Annotated in this window: 20 protein-coding genes; 8 read left to right on the top strand and 12 right to left on the bottom strand. The window is 62.1% G+C overall.

The window, feature by feature from the left end; all coding sequences use genetic code 11:
• Positions 1-2: 2 nt before the first annotated feature.
• Both ACR9ZJ_RS00870 and ACR9ZJ_RS00865 read right to left on the bottom strand, forming a co-directional pair.
• A complete protein-coding gene (locus ACR9ZJ_RS00870) occupies positions 3-773 on the bottom strand; it encodes an SDR family oxidoreductase (protein ID WP_481286542.1) in 771 nt (256 codons plus the stop codon).
• Entirely contained in the window at positions 770-1,651 is an 882-nt protein-coding gene (locus ACR9ZJ_RS00865) for a hypothetical protein (protein ID WP_481286541.1), read from the bottom strand. The genes ACR9ZJ_RS00870 and ACR9ZJ_RS00865 overlap by 4 nt, the downstream gene beginning before the upstream one ends.
• 265 nt (positions 1,652-1,916) lie before the next feature.
• Here ACR9ZJ_RS00865 and ACR9ZJ_RS00860 point away from each other — a divergent pair, with 265 nt between their 5' ends.
• Both ACR9ZJ_RS00860 and ACR9ZJ_RS00855 read left to right on the top strand, forming a co-directional pair.
• A complete protein-coding gene (locus ACR9ZJ_RS00860; protein ID WP_481286540.1) occupies positions 1,917-3,257 on the top strand; it encodes an epoxide hydrolase family protein in 1,341 nt (446 codons plus the stop codon).
• Positions 3,258-3,414: 157 nt separating this feature from the next.
• Positions 3,415-4,200, top strand: a complete 786-nt coding sequence (locus tag ACR9ZJ_RS00855; protein ID WP_481286539.1) for a hypothetical protein — start codon at positions 3,415-3,417, stop codon at positions 4,198-4,200.
• A 43-nt stretch (positions 4,201-4,243) separates the two neighbouring features.
• Here the strand turns inward: ACR9ZJ_RS00855 and ACR9ZJ_RS00850 are convergent, their stop codons facing one another.
• A complete protein-coding gene (locus ACR9ZJ_RS00850; RefSeq protein ID WP_481282166.1) occupies positions 4,244-4,822 on the bottom strand; it encodes a TetR/AcrR family transcriptional regulator in 579 nt (192 codons plus the stop codon).
• Positions 4,823-4,962: 140 nt separating this feature from the next.
• Between ACR9ZJ_RS00850 and ACR9ZJ_RS00845 the strand changes: the two genes are divergently transcribed.
• Complete coding sequence (locus ACR9ZJ_RS00845) at positions 4,963-5,502, top strand: hypothetical protein (protein WP_481282167.1); 540 nt, start codon at positions 4,963-4,965, stop codon at positions 5,500-5,502.
• 36 nt (positions 5,503-5,538) lie between these two features.
• Here ACR9ZJ_RS00845 and ACR9ZJ_RS00840 read toward each other — a convergent pair whose 3' ends face one another.
• Positions 5,539-6,411 (bottom strand): LysR family transcriptional regulator, encoded by an 873-nt coding sequence (locus ACR9ZJ_RS00840; RefSeq protein WP_481286538.1) that lies wholly within the window; start codon positions 6,409-6,411, stop codon positions 5,539-5,541.
• Positions 6,412-6,485: 74 nt separating this feature from the next.
• On the opposite strand from ACR9ZJ_RS00840, the gene ACR9ZJ_RS00835 reads away from it, so the two are divergent.
• Complete coding sequence (locus ACR9ZJ_RS00835) at positions 6,486-7,226, top strand: hypothetical protein (RefSeq protein ID WP_481286537.1); 741 nt, start codon at positions 6,486-6,488, stop codon at positions 7,224-7,226.
• Here ACR9ZJ_RS00835 and ACR9ZJ_RS00830 read toward each other — a convergent pair.
• Entirely contained in the window at positions 7,195-8,163 is a 969-nt protein-coding gene (locus ACR9ZJ_RS00830) for a LysR family transcriptional regulator (RefSeq protein WP_481286536.1), read from the bottom strand. The genes ACR9ZJ_RS00835 and ACR9ZJ_RS00830 overlap by 32 nt on opposite strands.
• Before the next feature lie 115 nt (positions 8,164-8,278).
• Between ACR9ZJ_RS00830 and ACR9ZJ_RS00825 the strand changes: the two genes are divergently transcribed.
• Positions 8,279-9,028, top strand: a complete 750-nt coding sequence (locus ACR9ZJ_RS00825; RefSeq protein ID WP_481286535.1) for an SDR family oxidoreductase — start codon at positions 8,279-8,281, stop codon at positions 9,026-9,028.
• 75 nt (positions 9,029-9,103) lie between these two features.
• Here the strand turns inward: ACR9ZJ_RS00825 and ACR9ZJ_RS00820 are convergent, their stop codons facing one another.
• Both ACR9ZJ_RS00820 and ACR9ZJ_RS00815 read right to left on the bottom strand, forming a co-directional pair.
• Complete coding sequence (locus tag ACR9ZJ_RS00820; protein WP_481282172.1) at positions 9,104-9,394, bottom strand: hypothetical protein; 291 nt, start codon at positions 9,392-9,394, stop codon at positions 9,104-9,106.
• Positions 9,395-9,515: 121 nt separating this feature from the next.
• Entirely contained in the window at positions 9,516-10,364 is an 849-nt protein-coding gene (locus tag ACR9ZJ_RS00815) for a tetratricopeptide repeat protein (RefSeq protein WP_481286534.1), read from the bottom strand.
• A gap of 204 nt (positions 10,365-10,568) precedes the next feature.
• Between ACR9ZJ_RS00815 and ACR9ZJ_RS00810 the strand changes: the two genes are divergently transcribed.
• On the top strand, positions 10,569-11,102 hold the full coding sequence (locus ACR9ZJ_RS00810) for a hypothetical protein (RefSeq protein ID WP_481286533.1): 534 nt from the start codon (positions 10,569-10,571) through the stop codon (positions 11,100-11,102).
• Positions 11,103-11,143: 41 nt separating this feature from the next.
• Here ACR9ZJ_RS00810 and ACR9ZJ_RS00805 read toward each other — a convergent pair whose 3' ends face one another.
• Both ACR9ZJ_RS00805 and ACR9ZJ_RS00800 read right to left on the bottom strand, forming a co-directional pair.
• Positions 11,144-11,515 (bottom strand): VOC family protein, encoded by a 372-nt coding sequence (locus tag ACR9ZJ_RS00805; RefSeq protein WP_481286532.1) that lies wholly within the window; start codon positions 11,513-11,515, stop codon positions 11,144-11,146.
• 88 nt (positions 11,516-11,603) lie between these two features.
• Positions 11,604-13,013: an amidase gene (locus ACR9ZJ_RS00800; RefSeq protein ID WP_481286531.1), complete on the bottom strand. Its 1,410-nt coding sequence runs from the start codon at positions 13,011-13,013 to the stop codon at positions 11,604-11,606.
• Positions 13,014-13,125: 112 nt separating this feature from the next.
• Between ACR9ZJ_RS00800 and ACR9ZJ_RS00795 the strand changes: the two genes are divergently transcribed.
• Positions 13,126-13,683, top strand: coding sequence for a TetR/AcrR family transcriptional regulator (locus tag ACR9ZJ_RS00795; RefSeq protein WP_481286530.1), 558 nt, complete (start codon positions 13,126-13,128; stop codon positions 13,681-13,683).
• 107 nt (positions 13,684-13,790) lie between these two features.
• Positions 13,791-14,138 carry a YciI family protein gene (locus tag ACR9ZJ_RS00790; RefSeq protein WP_481282176.1) on the top strand — a complete coding sequence of 116 codons (348 nt, stop codon included), beginning with the start codon at positions 13,791-13,793 and terminating at the stop codon, positions 14,136-14,138.
• On the opposite strand, the gene ACR9ZJ_RS00785 is transcribed toward ACR9ZJ_RS00790, so the two are convergent.
• The 3 genes from ACR9ZJ_RS00785 to ACR9ZJ_RS00775 all read right to left on the bottom strand — a co-directional run bounded on the left by ACR9ZJ_RS00785 (position 14,119) and on the right by ACR9ZJ_RS00775 (position 16,965).
• On the bottom strand, positions 14,119-15,276 hold the full coding sequence (locus ACR9ZJ_RS00785) for an acyltransferase family protein (protein ID WP_481286529.1): 1,158 nt from the start codon (positions 15,274-15,276) through the stop codon (positions 14,119-14,121). The genes ACR9ZJ_RS00790 and ACR9ZJ_RS00785 overlap by 20 nt on opposite strands.
• 106 nt (positions 15,277-15,382) lie before the next feature.
• Positions 15,383-16,123 carry a LytR/AlgR family response regulator transcription factor gene (locus ACR9ZJ_RS00780; RefSeq protein WP_481286528.1) on the bottom strand — a complete coding sequence of 247 codons (741 nt, stop codon included), beginning with the start codon at positions 16,121-16,123 and terminating at the stop codon, positions 15,383-15,385.
• A complete protein-coding gene (locus ACR9ZJ_RS00775; RefSeq protein ID WP_481286527.1) occupies positions 16,120-16,965 on the bottom strand; it encodes a sensor histidine kinase in 846 nt (281 codons plus the stop codon). The genes ACR9ZJ_RS00780 and ACR9ZJ_RS00775 overlap by 4 nt, the downstream gene beginning before the upstream one ends.
• Positions 16,966-17,253 lie beyond the last annotated feature (288 nt).

Here is a 17,253-nt window from a genome sequence, read left to right as displayed (position 1 = left end):
AGTCACCAGCTGACGCGTGCGAACTCCGATTGTTGCCACCACGCCTGGAACCCGACCCCGCCGATATGCGCGTCGTCCCGTGGCACCAGGGTGAGCTCATCGAGGGTGGCGCCGAAGTAAGGCGCCTGCACGTTGGCGACCACATCGCATGGCGCCTCGATGTCGACGACGAAGCGTTGGATGAGTTGCGACATGCGTTCGCGTTCGGGCCCCGCGATCTCGATCGAACCATCGAGCGGCGTGCCGACCGCGAGGCCAGCCATCATCGCCGCGACCTCGTCGGATGCGACAGGCTGGATATAGGCGGGCGGCAGGTAGACCGTCTGGTCGCGTACGGCCGAGGTGACGATAGCGACCAGGAACTCATAGAACTGGGTCGCGTGCACGATCGTGAAGGGAATGCCGGATTCCCTGATAAGGCGATCCTGCAGCGCCTTCCCGCGCAGGTAATCGCTGCCGAGGGCAGCCAGCCGGTGCGTGCCGACGATCGATAGCGAAAGATGATGTTTTACCCCGGCCCGGGCTTCGGCTTCGAGCAAGTTGACGGCAGCAGCCTTGAAGAACTCGAACGCGGCGATGTCGTCGAAGGTGGGCGAGTTGCTGACGTCGATCACGACCTCGGCATCGGCGAGGCACCGATCGAGACCGGCACCGGTGGTCACGTCCACGCCCGTGGCACGCGAGGCGGCCGTCACGTCATGGCCCTGCGCGCGCAACCGGTCCACGATGTTCCGGCCGACGAGGCCTCGCCCACCGATGACGACGATGTTCATACAGGCCTCTCACCGGCACCGCCAAGCCAGAAGGCGACGTTCCTGACGTACTGGTGGGTGGAGCGCAACGCTTCCGGGAAACGGATCATTCCGTCACCGGGTGCTTCCGACACGAACGAAGGACAACCGGCGGAGGTGTCCCAGTTGTAGTCCGCGAAATGATGGAACGTCGACTGCGCGATGGCCCGGCCACCCTGGTCGGACCGTTCGAACGCGACCGCCAGATTGAATTCCCTTTCCGTCGCCTGGCTGCGTCCTCGCAGGATCACCCGGCTGGTCTTGTCCCCTGCTGGAGCCCCGACCGCGCCCTCGTGAGGATGGGAGGGCAGGTAACGGATGAAACCGTCCTCCGATTGCGGATCGCGCAGGACAGGATGCACATCGCCGACGGGTTGCACATGCTGGTAGTCGCCGTTCGCCCCGGAGTGATAGTTGGGCCACGAGATATACGTGGTGGCGCGGTCGTCGACGCAGCACCGGCTCGGGTCCGGATCGGGGTTGCGTGTGTGGAAGTGGTGCGCCGCACCTACCCCGGCGAGCGTGCATATCGAACTGCCGAGGTCCATGTGGTCCCGCGTCACCATCATGCCACCACCGCGCCGGCGGAACTGGCTTATCCCGTCGCAATCCTCGTCGGTAAGACCGCCGCCGGTATCGACGGCGAAGAGCCATAACTGATGGAAGTCCGACTCGTGGAGTCGCGAAAGGACCGCGTCGGCCTTTCCGAGTGGGTCACGGTTGCGGGCGGTGACGCGGAAGGCCGGTTGCCCATCGTCGTCACGAAGACCCTCCAGGTATGCCTTCAGGTGACTGAAACGCGAGATGTTCCAGTCGTCGGGATCCCCTTCGATGGTGGTCTGCAACAGTAGGTTCTGCATGGCGGTCTCTTCCTGTGAATCCGATCCTAGCGCTCTCGCCGGGATCGTATTGGTGTTTCGAGCGAAACATGGTGTGGCGTGGAACGAACAGCTTACCGGGGAAGTTTGTATCCGTTTGTATCCGTCAGCCTTGAGATACATGCCGTTTCAAATCGGCCCTTCCTAGACACCATCGAAGCGGAAACCGCTTCATAGACTGTGGACACGTCGAGGCAAGCAAGCCAGGCGCCACCATAAAAATCGTGAAGCCCACAGGAGAACGACGATGTCAGCCGCACACGCACACATGTTCCGGAAACCTTCATTCACCCAGCGCGCGCTCGCTGTCGCCCTCGGTTTCGCCATGCTCGCGCCGACACTCTACGCGCAGCCTGCCGTCGCTTTCGATCAAGCGGCGGATGCCACGTCCAAGACAACCAAGGTCGACGAGAGCATCCGCCCATTCCATGTCCATGTTCCACAGGAGCAACTCGACGATCTGCGCCGCCGCATCGCTGAAACGCGCTGGCCGGACAAGGAGCTCGTGAAGGACGATTCGCAGGGCATACAGCTGGCTCGCGTCCAGGAACTGGTCCGCTATTGGGGCACGGGTTACGACTGGCGCAAGGCCGAGGCCCAGCTCAACGCCCTGCCGCAGTTCGTCACCACGATCGACGGCGTCGACATCCAGTTCATCCACGTCCGTTCCCGCCATCCCCATGCGCTTCCCGTCATACTGACCCACGGCTGGCCGGGCTCGCCCTTTGAATTCATCAAGACCATCGGTCCGTTGACCGACCCCACTGCCTATGGCGGCCGTGCGGAAGATGCCTTCGACGTGGTCATCCCGGCCATCCCCGGCTACGGCTTCTCCGGCAAGCCGACGGCCCTGGGTTGGGGCCCCGATCGCACCGCCCGTGCCTGGGACGTGCTGATGAAGCGGCTGGGCTACACGCATTACGTGTCGCAGGGCGGTGACCATGGCTCGGTGATCTCCGACGCGCTGGCCCGGCAGGCGCCGAAGGGATTGCTCGCCATCCACCTGAACATGCCCGCGACCGTTCCGGGGGACCTTGCCAAGGCCATCAACAGCGGCGACCCGGCCCCGGCGGGCCTGGCCCCCGACGAGAAGGCGGCCTATCAGTCGCTGAGCACGTTCTTCGGCCGCAACGCCGCCTACGGCGCCATGATGGTCACGCGTCCACAGACCATCGGCTATTCGCTCTCCGATTCGCCGGCCGGGTTGGCCGCGTGGATGTACGAAAAGTTCGCGCAGTGGAGCGATAGCGACGGCGTGCCCGAGCGCGTGCTGAGCAGGGACGAGATGCTCAACGACATCACCTTGTACTGGCTCACGAACACGGGTGCGTCGTCCTCGCGCTTCTACTGGGAAAACAACAACAACAACTTCAGTTCCGTGACCCAGCGGACCACCGAGATCAAGGTTCCCGTCGCCATCACGGTCTTCCCGCACGAGATCTATCGAGCGCCGAAGAGCTGGAGCGAGAAGGCGTATCCGAGCCTGTATTACTACAACCAGGTAAGCAAGGGCGGGCACTTCGCGGCCTGGGAACAGCCGCAGATCTTCGCCGAAGAACTGCGCGCCGCGTTCAAGTCGGTTCGCTGAGGAACGGTCGATCGTGTGATCCGGGCGGGAGCGAGCGTGCTCCCGCCTTTCGCCGTGCCGCCTTTCATGACAGGGCGACATGAGCGGGAGTGCACAAAAATGTTTGTGAGCTATGCTCCCTCTCAGTGCCCTGGGAGGGCAAAGAGCCTGTAAAGCCATGAGCGCAACGATCGGTTCGAGGATGTCTGTCCAGCGTGCGGTGTTGTTGCTGAGTCTTCTAGCGGCGGCACCGGCCTTTGCCGAACCGCCGCCGTGGCTGTCACCCATGGATGCTCTTGCAGCCAGCTCCGCCGTGGCCCGTCAGGTGCCCGGCGTAAAAGACGTGATCATCAGTCCCCAAGGCTACGATACGGGCATCGGGCAATGGATCACCTTGGTCAGGCCCGGCGATGGTGAAGGTTTCATCGTGACCATCGATGAAAACACGGGTAAGGTATGCGCGCGTTACGAGCACCGCGAAGGATGTGCCGCGACCGGCAACGTGAGCGAGCAGGTACTCAAGGCCAAGGCAATCGCCAAAGCTCGCGAAGAGGCGAGGCGGCATCCACCGGCCGATTTGCAATCGTTATGGATTGTCGTGCTCGACGATCTGGTGTCGAAGGTTCCAGGCCCTTCCACTCCGAAAAGCCAATGGTATGTCACGGTCGATGCGGGGGATGGAAAGACCGTCGACCCGCCCGCGGCGGTCTTGTCGCGTTTCCACCCCGATGGCATTGACGTGCTTCCCGGAAGCAAGGCACCGAAACCCGCAGATGCGGCGGACACGCTCAACGGTCCCATGCATTATCACATCGATGTTCCACTGCGGCGGCCGGATGGAAATTACGATGTGACCTATGTGTATTACTGCGGAAGGCTTTGCGCCGGATCGACCACATTGGTGATGTCTCGCGACGCGGCTGGTTGGCATATCGTCTCGCGATCGACGAATTGGATATCCTGATAATCGATCGGGCGACGATAATGGAGCGAGGCGAAGTTAGCCTTCAGCCCGCGCGACGACGCAAGAGCTTCTTCAAGCCGCTGTCGACGATGTCCGCGAACACCTTCGGATCGCCATACGCGCGCGCGGTTAGCATCGCGCCGTACACCATCGACATGAACGATTCCGCTTCCAGGCGGGCCGAGCCGCGCAGTTCGAAAAGGCCCAGTTGCGCTCCTTTGGTCAATACGGTTTCCAGCCAGTTCGACAAGTCGCGGAAATGCGCGCGCACGTTATCGGCCAGGTCGGCGGGAAGGGTGGGCAGTTCGCTGGCGAGCATGCCCGCGACGCAGAACGGAGCGGACGCGTCGGCGATGCAGCGCTCCCAATAACCGGTGTAGAAGCGGAGTTGTTCCTCCGGATCGAAGGCGCCGCCATCGAGCGTCCGCGTCTGCGCGACGATCAACGCTCGGGATTCCTCCACCACCGCCCGGGCGAGATCGGCCTTGGTCGGGAAGTGGTGGTGGATGCTCGCCTTGCGTACCTGCACCTGCTCGGCGACATCGGCGTAACTGAAGCCGTTGTAGCCACGCGTCTGGATGAGGTAGCGAGCGGAATCGATGAGTTTCTGTTGGGTGCTCATGGCCGAATTCTACCATGTGGTAGGTAGCTATTAGAGTGTCATTGAGGAAAGGCCGAGGCTAAACAAAGATTAATCAGGACAAAGTTGACGCGTAGCCTACCTACTAGTAGGCTGTTTCGACCTCCAAGGACCTCCTCCCTATGAATTCCCTCCGATCCTTCTACTACCTGCGCGCGGGCGTCGCCTTTGCATGGGTGGCCGTGGTACTCCTGTCCGCACCCGCGTCGGTGCCTCTCGCGGCGGCGCTGCTCGTCGTCTATCCCGCCTGGGACGCACTCGCCAACGTCCTCGACGCCCGCCGAAGCGGTGGCTTGCAGGCCAACCCCGGCCAGAAATTCAATGCACTCGTCAGCGTGATCACGGCCGTCGCCATGGCTGTCGCGTTCGTCCTGCGAGGAAATGCAGGCGGCGTGCTGGTGTTCGGCGCATGGGCACTTCTGGCCGGGCTCTTCCAGTTGGCCGTCGGCATCCGTCGCCGCAAGCTCGGCGGCCAGGTGTTCATGATGATCAGCGGTGCCCAGTCGGCACTCGCGGGTGTGGTCTTCATCATCCAGTCGTTTGGCGTGGCGCCCGGCCTCGCACAACTCGCGCCCTATGCTGGATTCGGCGGTCTTTATTTCCTTCTGTCCGCCCTGTGGCTGACCTTCAGGAAACCGCGCCCGTCACCTTTGTCGCCCTGAGGGTCGACGGAAGGAACGGCGTTCGCCAGCCCAGCGTCAACCGGAAAGCAACGACGCCACCCAACCGACATCCGTACGATCGAGAAGTCGCTCGTGTGTCGCGAGGTAGATGGTGTTCGTGCAAGCGGATCGTCCGATCGGGTGCTCCACCAGCCGGCCAGTGAATGCCTGTGACCGTGCCACGTCGGCGGGAACCACGGACCATCCACGTCCGTTCGCCACTGCTTCCAGGGTTTCTTCCAGTTCTTCGAAATGATCGGATCGCCACCACGGTTGCGGCAGTGGGACGCCGTGATGATTGAACCAGTGAAGGAACACGTATTCGTATTCGTCGTACGTGACGAAGCGCAGAAGCGTCGGGTCATCGGGCGTGGCGGAGCCGGGTGGTCCGACCAGCACGATGTCTTCACTGGCCACGGCTTGCGATGCGATGCCAGGGCCCATGAGCGGCCGATAGGAAACACCCATGTCGACACGGCCTCGGGTGAGGAGGTCGCCTGTTTCGTCAGCGGTGCAAAAACGCACTTCCAGGCGCCGGCTTGCCGGCATGGCCGGGAGAAGCGCGGGCAACAGCCGGTAACGGCCAAAGCCGGTGACCGTGGCGATGCGCAGGGGTTCATTGGCATCGTCGGTCGCGGCGGCTTCCCATGCTTCCCGAATATCCAGGTAAGCACGCTCGATCGAACGGGCCAGCGCCTTACCCTTCGTCGTGGGTTGCAGGTGGCGCCCCACTTTCTCGAACAGCGGCGCGCCGAGATGCCGTTGAAGGACGGCCAGGTCGTCACTGATCGCCGAGGGCGAACGATGCAGGAGCGCCGCGGCCGCGGTAACTCCGCCAGCTTCCACCACGGCGCGAAACACCGCCAGGCGGCGCAGGTCGATCTGGTCGATCGTTCGTCTTTTCGACATGGGGGGCGAGAAAAAGCGAATGGTGGCGGGCACGGTTACCCGGTTAGGCTGCGAACCATGACCGGAGGCCGATCATGACGTACCGCCACATCTTCCTTGCCCTGTTGCTCGCCTGTCCACCGGCGGCCATCGCCTCGGACGGGCCGATGGCCCATCTGTTCGGATACCGGCCGGCGCCGGGCCAGGCGCAGCGCTTCGAGGACGGCTACCTCGAACACCTCCGCTGGCATCGCGCCCACCGCGATCCATTGCCCTGGTATGCATGGACCGTTGCGGACGGGCCGCGTGCCGGACTGTTCATCGATGGCACGTTCGACATTCCTCTGGATGGCCTGGACAAACGGCCCGATCCGGTGGGCGATGCGGCGGATGCGCAGCGCACGTTTCTTCCCTACGGCACGCCGTCGCTGCGCGAGACCTGGCGACGTGTCAGCCCGGCAAGCGCCTCGCCGCTCACCCACCCCGAACGTCCACTGCGCATCGTCATCTATACGTTGAAGCCTGGAATGGCGGCGCGGTTCGATGCTCTGGTGGCCGACGTGGCACGCGTGGCACCGCCGCCGCAGCCCATGGCGTGGTTCGCGCCGGTCAGCGGCACGGCGCTCAACAGGCGGGTGTTGATGGTATCGATGAAGGATGGCACGGATGAACTGCCTTCCATCGATCTCGAATCACGTATCGATGCGTTGGGGAATGCGCGCGATGCGTGGCGCACGACATTGGCGGAGACAGTTATCGGAACGGAAGCCGAAACGTGGCAACCGAAGATCCGGTTGATGCTCGTCAGCGACGCGAAGCACCAGGGCCGCGAGTGATCCCGGGTGTCGCATCGACCGCGGAAAACCGTGCCGGCAAGTCCTGTTCGCGAAAGCATTCCACGATGTGATCGATGAACAGCCTGGTCTTCTGCGGCAGCAGGCGTTGCGCCGGATAGTAAAGCGACAGGTGGCCACCTTCGACCCACCAGTCCGGCAAGACGCGCACGATCCGCTCGCGCTCCATCCAGGGCAGGGCGGATTGCACCGCAAGCAGCGCGATGCCCATGCCGAGTGCGGCGGCGTGACCGGCCGCGTCGGGATCGTCGAACAGGATGCGGCGATCCAACTCCACGGCCGCTTCCGCACCGTGTCGGTCGGATAGCACCCAATCCCTCACGCGGCCGGTTTGCGGTGAACGAATGAGGATGCCTTCGCGGCCCGCGAGATCCGCAGGCGTGGCGATCGCGGGTCCGTTCGCGAGGAATTCCGGTGATGCCACCAGGATGCGGTGAGCCGGTGCGAGCGCACGCGCGACGACGCCCGGCCGCATGTCGAAGCCTCCACCGATGGCGACGTCGAAGCCTTCGGCGATGAGATCGACTGGGCGGTTGTCGAAACGCCAGTCAGGCCTCACGGCGGGAAACGCTTCCAGGAACGAGGCAAGCATCGGCACGATGTATTCCCTGCCGAACGCATACGGAAGCGCGACCCTCAGCGATCCGGCAGGACCGGTGGTGCGCGCCCGCGCATTGGCCATGGCGCCGTGGAGCTGGTCCAGGCTGCCCTGGACTTCCAGCCGGAATGCCTCGCCCGCTTCGGTGAGTGAGAGCCGCCGTGTGGTTCGCTGGAAAAGGCGAACCCCCAATTCGGCTTCCAGGCGTGCCACATTCTTGCCCACGGCGGCGGGCGTGAGCCCGAGTATCCGTGCGGCGGCGGCAAAATTGCCCAGTTCCGCGCTGCGTACGAAGCAAGCAATGCCGTTGAGGGTGTCCATGGCGCGACTCTAAACCAGATGGATCGAATGAAACTACCACCAGGTCGCTAGTGGTTGAGGCCCCAGGGGCCTAGATTTGCTCGGGAATCGAACACCACCTAACCGGAGCCTCACCATGAACGACCTCAATTCCATCCAAGGCAAGAGCGCCCTCGTGCTCGGCGGTTCACGTGGCATCGGTGCTGCGATAGCGCGTCGGCTGGCCGCCGGCGGTGCCTCCGTCGCGATCACTTATGTGCAAGGCGCTTCCGCCGCCCATGCCGTCGTCGACGACATCACCAAGGCCGGCGGACGCGCCATCGCCATCCAGGCGGATAGCGCGAACGATGCGGCGATCGAGGATGCGGTGAACAAGACGAAGGAGTCCTTCGGTGGCTTCGACATCCTGGTGAACAACGCGGGTGTCCTCGCCATCGCCCCGATCGAGGAGTTCACGACGGAAGACATCGACCGCACGATCGCGGTGAATATTCGCGCGGCCGTCATCGCCAGTCGTGCCGCCGCCCGCGTCATGGGCAAGGGCGGCCGCATCATCCACATCGGCAGCACCAATGCGGAGCGCATGCCGTTCGCCGGCGGGGCCGTTTACGCGATGAGCAAGTCGGCGCTGCAAGGCCTGACACAGGGCCTTGCGCGCGATCTCGGACCGAAGGGGATCACCGTGAACGTGGTGCAGCCGGGACCCATCGATACCGACATGAATCCGGCGGATGGTCCGATGGCCGCAGGCCTTATCCCCATGCTTGCGGTTGGCCGCTATGGTCGTGCTGACGAGGTCGCCAGTCTTGTCGCCTACCTGGTGGGGCCCGAGGCAGCCAACATCACGGGCGCGGGCCTCTTGATCGATGGTGGATTTGCCGCGTAAGCATCGTCCACAGCGTACTTTCAGGCCGTGAGGAAATGGGATGGGCCGTGCCCTGCGCGCGGCCCATCCTTTTGTTTACTTGCCCTCGGGAACGAGGTTGGCCAGCTTGCCCTTCTTGTCGAACTGGCAGGTGAAGTTCTTCTTGCCATCCATGCCGGCGTCGGCGGTACCGGCGATGGTGTAACCGGCGTCTGCGGCCTGGATCGGCTGCAACTGGATGTAATCGTTCTTCACGTCGAATTTGTCCGCGGCGGCATCGAGGCAGCGGGTGGTCAGCTTGCCCGGATCGGGACGGTCGGAAGCGACGGCGTGCGAGGCAAGGACGAGGCCGAGCGAAGCGGCCAGCAGCAGGGTGGAGTTGCGCATGGGTCTATCTCCGTACGAGGCACGAGGCCGGGATACTGCCAGCGCGAGTCTGCCTTGGATTTCCTTGCGGCAGGATGAACTGGGGTAGGCGGCCGTAGCTGCCAACGTTCAGCTTTGCGAATTACCAGGAGTCATCGTCGGAAGACCCGCTATCACCCGACGAACTGTCGTCCCACGAACTATCGTCGTTGCCCATGTCGATCGGATCGCTACGAAGATCGTCATAGGCCTGTGCCGAAGGATCGCGATCGTCGCGAACGGCGGAGCCTGTGTCCGGCAACACCTGGCCACCGCCGTGGGAGCGAAGCGCTTCGTCGAGCAACATGCCAGCGGCCACGCCGCCGAGTCCTGCCGCTACCGCCGTGCCCACGCCCGAATGTCCTTGCGGAGGCGGCGGCGGGGCATAGGGGCCGTTACCCGGATAGCCGCCATAAGGAGCCGTTCCGCCGGGGGGCGGCGCGGCGGGGTAGCCGATGGACGGGCCATCCGCTGCGCGCTTCCGACGCATCCAGAGGAACGCGATCAGCGCGATACCGGCTCCGATCGCCAGGATCCGGAGGAGGTTCGACGATCCGCCGTCTTCACGGCCGGACGACTGTCCGGCCTCGCCGTAGCGCGCAGGAGCCGCCGTGGTCCGAACGTTGGCCGCAGGAGCCAGCGCCTCGTTCAGCTTCCGCTGGAAAGCCTGGAATTTCGCGGGATCGGTGAAGTGTGTACCCGGATCGAGCGTCGCGGCCTTGGACGCCTCGGCCTTCGCCTCGCCGATGTTGCCTTCGTGAGCCAGCACCTCGGCCAGCACGTAATGGGCCTTCGCGCTTTGCGGATGTTCCGCGATGGCGTCGCGAAGCATCGTTTCGGCCCCCGCGTAATCACCGCGAGAGATAAGAGCCTGCACGTCCTTGGGCGAGTCGGCGGCGCCCGCCAGCGGCGCGAGGAGCAACAACGCAAGAAAGAGAATCAGCTTTTGCATGAGGTTCTTCAGTGCCCGGGATGGTGGCTTTCGGCAGCCTACTCTCCCTCGATTTTCATCAAGCTTTCTTTGATGAAACAGCCGGATCTCCAACGGATGGTCGTTAAAGTTAGCCTGAACGCCGCCGATACCGATGCTGGAGCCATGTCTGGGCCGTTTCAGGTGCAGACCAGCGACTCTCATCGATAACTATTGGAAGGACCCATGTTCAGAACCATCGCCTTAGCCGTCTCCGTTGCATTGCTTGGTGGTTGCACCACCGTGATGAGCACCGCGCAGCAACCCAAGGACGGCCCTCGCGCCCGGCTTCGCCTCGCTGGCTGGTCCGATCAGATGCAGGTCGACGTCAGGCAGCCCGACGGCCGGAAGGGAACCTTGTATACGCGTAGTGGATTCTATCCGGGAGACATCGGCAATCTGGGCATGCCGGCGGGCCCGTCTGGCAAGAAGGGCCGTAACGAGTACTACGTCGTGGGAGACCAGGACGTTACGGTGCGCGTCGGTGTGGATCTGGTCGTGCAGAAAACACCGAGCTATGACATGCAGTCCATTTGCAGCGTCAGTGGCACGTTCCATGTCGAGGCCGGCAAGGACTACGAAACCATACCTGTCGTGATCACCAAACCCGGCAACAACAAGATCCTGTTCTGCGCGATTCGGGCCACCGAATTAGTGCCGCAGCCGGACGGTAGCGTCACGTTCAAGGACTTGCGCGTTACCCCGCTGCTCAAGCACTAGGCCACGCAGGCTGAGCCGCATTCCACGACGCCGCCCCGCGCTTAAGAATTGCTGCCGGTATCGGGCCATTCGCGAAAGTTCACGCACACGGTCGTCTTGTCCAGCATCGCGAACTCGCGGGAACCCCATGGCTTCGACGCGACACGGTTCGAATTCGGATGCAGGAGATGGGGTGCCCTTGTGGACATCTCACGGAACAAGGCATCGACGTCATCCGTATCGACGCCCAACTCGGGCCGATCCTTCGCTGCGTACTCGGGACTCTCGACGAGATAGGCCTTCGCGCCGTCACGGGCGACGACGGCCATGGACGCATCCTGATAAAGCACTTCAAAACCGAGACCGTCCACGAAGAATTCGAGGCCATCGCGCAGGCGGTCGTAGAAGATCTTCGGAATGAGGTTCTTGAGCATGACGCTCTCCCTGGAAACCGCTCGATCGTATGCCCGCATCGATGGTTCGACAAGCCGTGCAAGCAATAGGGGCCCGGTGGGCCGGATGTCAAAGCACCGGACGCAGACCCCGCACGGGGCTGACGGCTTCGAGCAACGAAGCGACATGCAGGATGGTCGATTCGGCTTGCCATTTGCCGACGATCTGCACGCTGATCGGAAGGCCCTCCTTGCTCGTGCCGAACCGCATCGCCAGACCCGGCAAACCCGTGAGGTTCAGTGGCACGGTCGCGCCCTGGAGGTAGGTGGCATCGACGGTCTGCCCATCGATGGTGAACTCCTCGACGCCATGCTTGTGGGCGGGGATCGGCAACACGTGGGTGATCAGGGCGTCGTAGCGCGAGAAGTAATCGGCGTAACCATCGCGCAACCGTTCCACGGCCTGTTCGGCGTCGATGAAGTCGTCCATCGACGTGTCGGACAGCGAGAGCATGGTTTTCGCCATCTTGTAGAGTTCGTCGGGACGGCGCCCCGTCGTGGCTTGCCGGAAGGCGGGTTTCATCTCCATGACATGCAGCCGATTGAATACGTCGAGCGCGAAATCGCGTTCGAGCGCGGGAATGCCTACCTGCTCGACGAACACCCCCCATTGCTTCAAGGCATCGGCCGCCGCCTTCACGGTGGCCACCACCTCGGGATCGACCGGTCCGAATCCCGGTCCGACCATCCAGCCCACGCGCAGCTGTCGATAGGGCTGGCGGCCGATGCCTGCATCGAAGGGAGTGGTGCCGGTCGCGAAAGCATCCTGGCCATCGGGTCCAGCGAGCAGGGAGAAGGCGAGGGCGATGTCGCGCACTGAACGTGCCATCGGTCCCACATGCCAGAAGCGACGTGGTGCACGTGGCCAGATGCCGGTCATCGGTACGCGACCGTGGGTGGCCTTCATCGACGTGATGCCGGTTTGCGCCGCGGGGCCACGCACGGAGATCGCGAGGTCGGTGCCGAGTCCGATCGGCGACATGCCCGCGGCGATCGCCGCCGATTCACCGCCACTCGATCCACCCGGTGTACGTGTCAGGTCCCAGGGGTTGTTCGAACGGCCGGAGAGCAGGTTGTCGCTCTCGATCCAATATGAAAATTCGGGGAGGTTGGTCTTCGCCAGCAGGATGCCACCGGCCGCTTTCATGCGCGCGACGCTCGTGGCATCGGTGTCGGGCACGCGGCCTTGGAAGATCGGGGAGCCACGCTGGGTGAGGACGCCCGCCGTGTCGATCGAGTCCTTCACCGTGAAGGGGACACCGTGCAACGGGCCTAGCGCGTCGCCCGACATGACGGCTTGCTCGGCGGCCTTGGCGGCATCGAGGGCGCCATCCGCCACCGTGACGATCGCATTGATCCTGGGGTCGACGGTGGCGATCCGGCCGAGGTGCGCCTGCATGATTTCGACCGGGGAGATTTCCTTGGTGCGGACCAGTTCCGCCAGCTTCGTCGCGTCGGAAAAGACGATATCGTTGTTCATATCGAGACTACCTAACATTTGGTAGGTAAATCATGAGCGCCATCTACGGCGCCCGTCAAGGCCTAACTAACACATGGTAGGATATTTGCCGCGGTACCCACCGGAGCCGGGCATGAGTACGAACGAAGCCATTCTTTCCGCCGCGCGGCGCAGCGCCCAGGCGCACGGGTACGGCGGCTTGAACATTCGCGATCTGGCCGGGGAGGTCGGGATCAAGGCGGCCAGCATCTATCACCACTTCCCGAGCAAGGCCGAACTCGGCGCGGCGGTGGCGAAGCGCTATTGGGAAGACACGGCGGCCGACCTGGAGGCGATGTCCCAAGAAACGCCAGAACCCCGGGACGCCCTGCGCAAGTATCCGCAGATTTTCCGGCGGTCTCTCGAAAACGAGAACCGGCTCTGCCTGGGGAGTTTCATGTCCGCCGAATACGACGATCTTCCGGCGCCGGTGAAGAAGGAAGTCCAGACCTTCGCCGATGTGAATGTGGCCTGGATCGGCAAGATGTTGAAAGCGGCCGGCGTGGTCACGGCAGAAGAAAGCGAAGCGCGCGCGCGCGCCATCTTCGCCGCGGTTGCCGGTGCGCAACTGATGGCGAGAAGCCGTTCGGACATCTCGTTGTTCGACACGTTGATCGAGAGTTATCGTCAGGCCGGCCTGTTGCCTGCTTAAGCAGGCCAGGCGTTATTCGGGGAGAGGCTGTCGAATTTCGTACCCTTCGTTCGACGTATCAGTAAGGCGGGCATTGGCCCGACTGAAAGCCACTCAAGGAGAAGACGATGCCGCAGTATCTGGTTGCTGGTTACCTCCCCGACGATTTCGATCCGTCCCAGATGGATGAATCCGTCGGCCGTGACATCCACGCGCTGAACAAGGAAATGATCGACGCTGGCGTCAGGAAATTCGCCTGTGGGCTCGGCGCCGCCAAGTCGCTGCGCACGCAAGCCAGCGGCGACGTCTTCGTCACCGATGGCCCGTATCTTGAAACCAAGGAGCATATCGGCGGTTTCTGGATACTGGAATGCGCCGATATGGATGAGGCGTTGGCATGGGCGCGCAAGGGCGCCGCCGCCACTCGGGGGCAGGTCGAGGTGCGGGAGATTTTCTTCAGTCCGGCTCCGGAATAGTGGGTGAGCGGCGATACGTCCGGACTTGCGAGGGGCAATGGGCCGTCATTCCAAATGCCACGCGTGTTATCCCGAACCTGCGGATGCATCCTTCGTAGATGACGAGGCACAGTCCTAGACTGCTGAACAGGATGACGAAGTACTTCATCCAAGGCGTCCATGGACACCGGACTACGTAGTAGCCGACGGCGACGATCACCGTCTGATGCATTATGTAAATGGGATAACTTGCTTCCCTGGCCCATATAAGCAGGGGATTTGCAAATGACAAGTATCGATAGCCGTATCCAAGGAACACCATTACCCACAACCAGGTAAATATATTTGCTCCCATGCTATCGACGATGGAGTCATGGCGGGCGACGCCCGTGCCGAGCAGGGTAATCAACAGGACGAACACGCCGATTCCCATGATCAGGGACCACCTGCGAAAGTCAGACAGCCATCCCCACACTCCCGGCGTGGAAGCGAGGAAGTATCCATAAGTCGTCAGAAGTAAGTAATGATTGAAAGTGTACCAATCGCTGACAAGGTTATGCGTTTCCGGGTATAGGGGCTTGAGAAACATTTCATTGATGCCGAGGGGGATCCCCAGCAAGAAAATCCATGCGCCCGGCGCCATGCGTGCAGAAGAACGCTTCCACCAGAACACGATGGGAAGTAGCAATAGAATGTACGCGTAAAGATATAGAACAAACCACAGGTGATGCCAGCTGAAGTCGCCGGAAGGATATGGGCGGAACTCCAGCACGCGATCCATATAGAAACTTGCATACCCGCCACTCCACTGGCCACGGAGAAGGCGTTCAAAATATATTTGTGGCGGCACGACCAAGAACATGCCTACGATCAGGGGCAGCAGGAGCTTCTTCGTTCGTTCACGTAGAAATTGACCCTTGCTGCGTCGCCTCAGTGCGAACCACATACCGGCACCAGCGATAACGAACAGCAATGGCATCCGAAGGCGATGCGCGATATCCATGGGCCACTGGAGTATAGGCAGGGTCTGGTTGTTGACGATATGCCATCCCCATCCAACGAAAATCATTCCAGTATGAAAAAAGAACAGCACGAAGATGGCAATGACACGTAGCCAATCCAGGAAGTCGTAGCGCTCCTGTATCTCATCTGCAAGCATTATCAAACCCGCTCTCGGCTCTATGCTGGGAGTGAGTCTCCTGCATCGTCACCCGAAGCGCGGCGACTATGTGGCGAGTGGAGGCGTGTGCGGGGTGGGTCGGATGCTAGCGGTCGAGACGTGCGAACAGTGCGTCGCGATATCTCCGGCTGAGGCGAAGAATCCGCCCGTTGCGAAGATGGAGTTCGTGATCGCCCTTGAAGAGTGGCGTGAGTGAACCGATCGATTCGATATTCACAGCCGTCGACCTGTGGATGCGGATGAAATGATCTTCGCCCAGCTGGTTCAAAAGATCCTGAAGCGTCCTGCGCAGCATGTAGCGGTGTGTTGTCGTATGTACGTGCACATAATTATCGTCGGCTTCCAGCCATTCGACAGATGCGATATCGATCAATCGCAATTGTTCTCCATCCGGCACGATCAGGCGTCTACGATGCGCTGTCCTTGCGCGTCCGATCGCGACCGCGGTCGCACCGGGCTCGTGCGAACTCAATCGCTCACGGACGCGTCCCAAGGTGCGTGCGAGGCGATCCCGGTCGTATGGTTTTAGCAGGTAGTCGATTGCATTGAACTCGAAAGCTTTCACTGCGTGCTCATCGAACGCTGTCACGAATACAATCAGCGGCGCGCAGGATGGCTCGAGCTGCGCTGCGACTTCGAGGCCGGACAAGGTCGGCATATGTACATCGAGAAAGACAACGTCCGGACGGTTTTTCTCGATGTGGTGCGCGGCAGATAACCCGTCGGCGGCCGATCCCACAACGATGAAATCGGGCTGTTCCGTTAGCCAGTGATCTAGCTTCTCCAGGGCCGGTGCTTCGTCATCGGCTATCACGGCACGGATCATGGAGTGGTCCCTGTCAGGGGTATCGAGATGTTCGCGACGACGCCATCGGTTTCATTCCGCACCTCCAGGGATGCCGTGCCACCGTAGATGATGCCGAGCCGTTCGCGGCAGCTGCGTAGGCCGACACCATCGCGGATGCCGTGCGCCATGGAGAGGCCGGAGTTGCTCACAGCGATCTCCAGTGACTCAAGCACGCGTCGGACACGGATGACGATGCATACGGGCGTTACCGTGCGCTCGACACCGTGTTTGAAAACGTTCTCGATGAGTGGTTGCAGCAACAGCGCGGGAACGGGGGCCTGAAGCAGATTCCTATCGACCTCCCAGCTAAGCGCCACACGATCCCGAAATCGCTCCCGCATGACGGTCGTATACAGCTCCAGCGTGCGAAGTTCTTCGGCGAGTGGCGTCATCTCGTGCTCGCTTGTCCGGAGACTGATGCGAAGCAAGTCGCCGAGCGCGGCGACCAGACGGTCTGCGCGCGGCACGTCGGTATGCATCAGGGCTGAAACGGTATTAAGCGCGTTGAACAGGAAATGTGGCCGCAACTGCCCCTGAAGTTGTGCCAGCCGTGCTTCGGCCAGTGCCGCCTGAGTTTTCAGCAAACGGTGACGTTGAACCTGCCATTGACCATAGGAATCCATTCCGAACAGGATGCCGAGCCACAGCCCGGCAAACAGCGTGAGCTTGACGGTCTCGTAGGCAAAGATGAAAGGCCAGCCAGGATGTTCGTAGTGGTGGCCCAGGATGGCGTATATCCCGTGGCGTAGCGCGTATACGGCTGCAATGAACGTGATAACCACCACGGGCAACCATCGCAGGTAGCGGCCAAACCAGGCCATGGGCCTGTCCAGGTACAGCGCATGGGCCCCCCGAAAGCGGACCGCGACCAACATCCACCCCGTCGCAATCAGTCCGGAACTTCCTTCCCAGAGCACTGGCTCCCACCAGCGGATCAGCGGGTTGCGGAGTGCGTCCTGGAGGGATGCGCAAATCATCAATAACCAGAACCCCGTCCACAACGCCGCCAGTATCTTGGCAGGAGCAATCGTTCCGGTGCGGACACTCGTCGTAGCCGCGCTAGGTCCCTGGTTCATAGGCCGAGTTTATCCGCGCCCTTCGGGAAGCGC

The sequence above is a fragment of the Luteibacter sp. KNZ12-1A genome (assembly GCF_056755675.1).
This window is presented reverse-complemented; position numbering and strand designations above follow the sequence as displayed.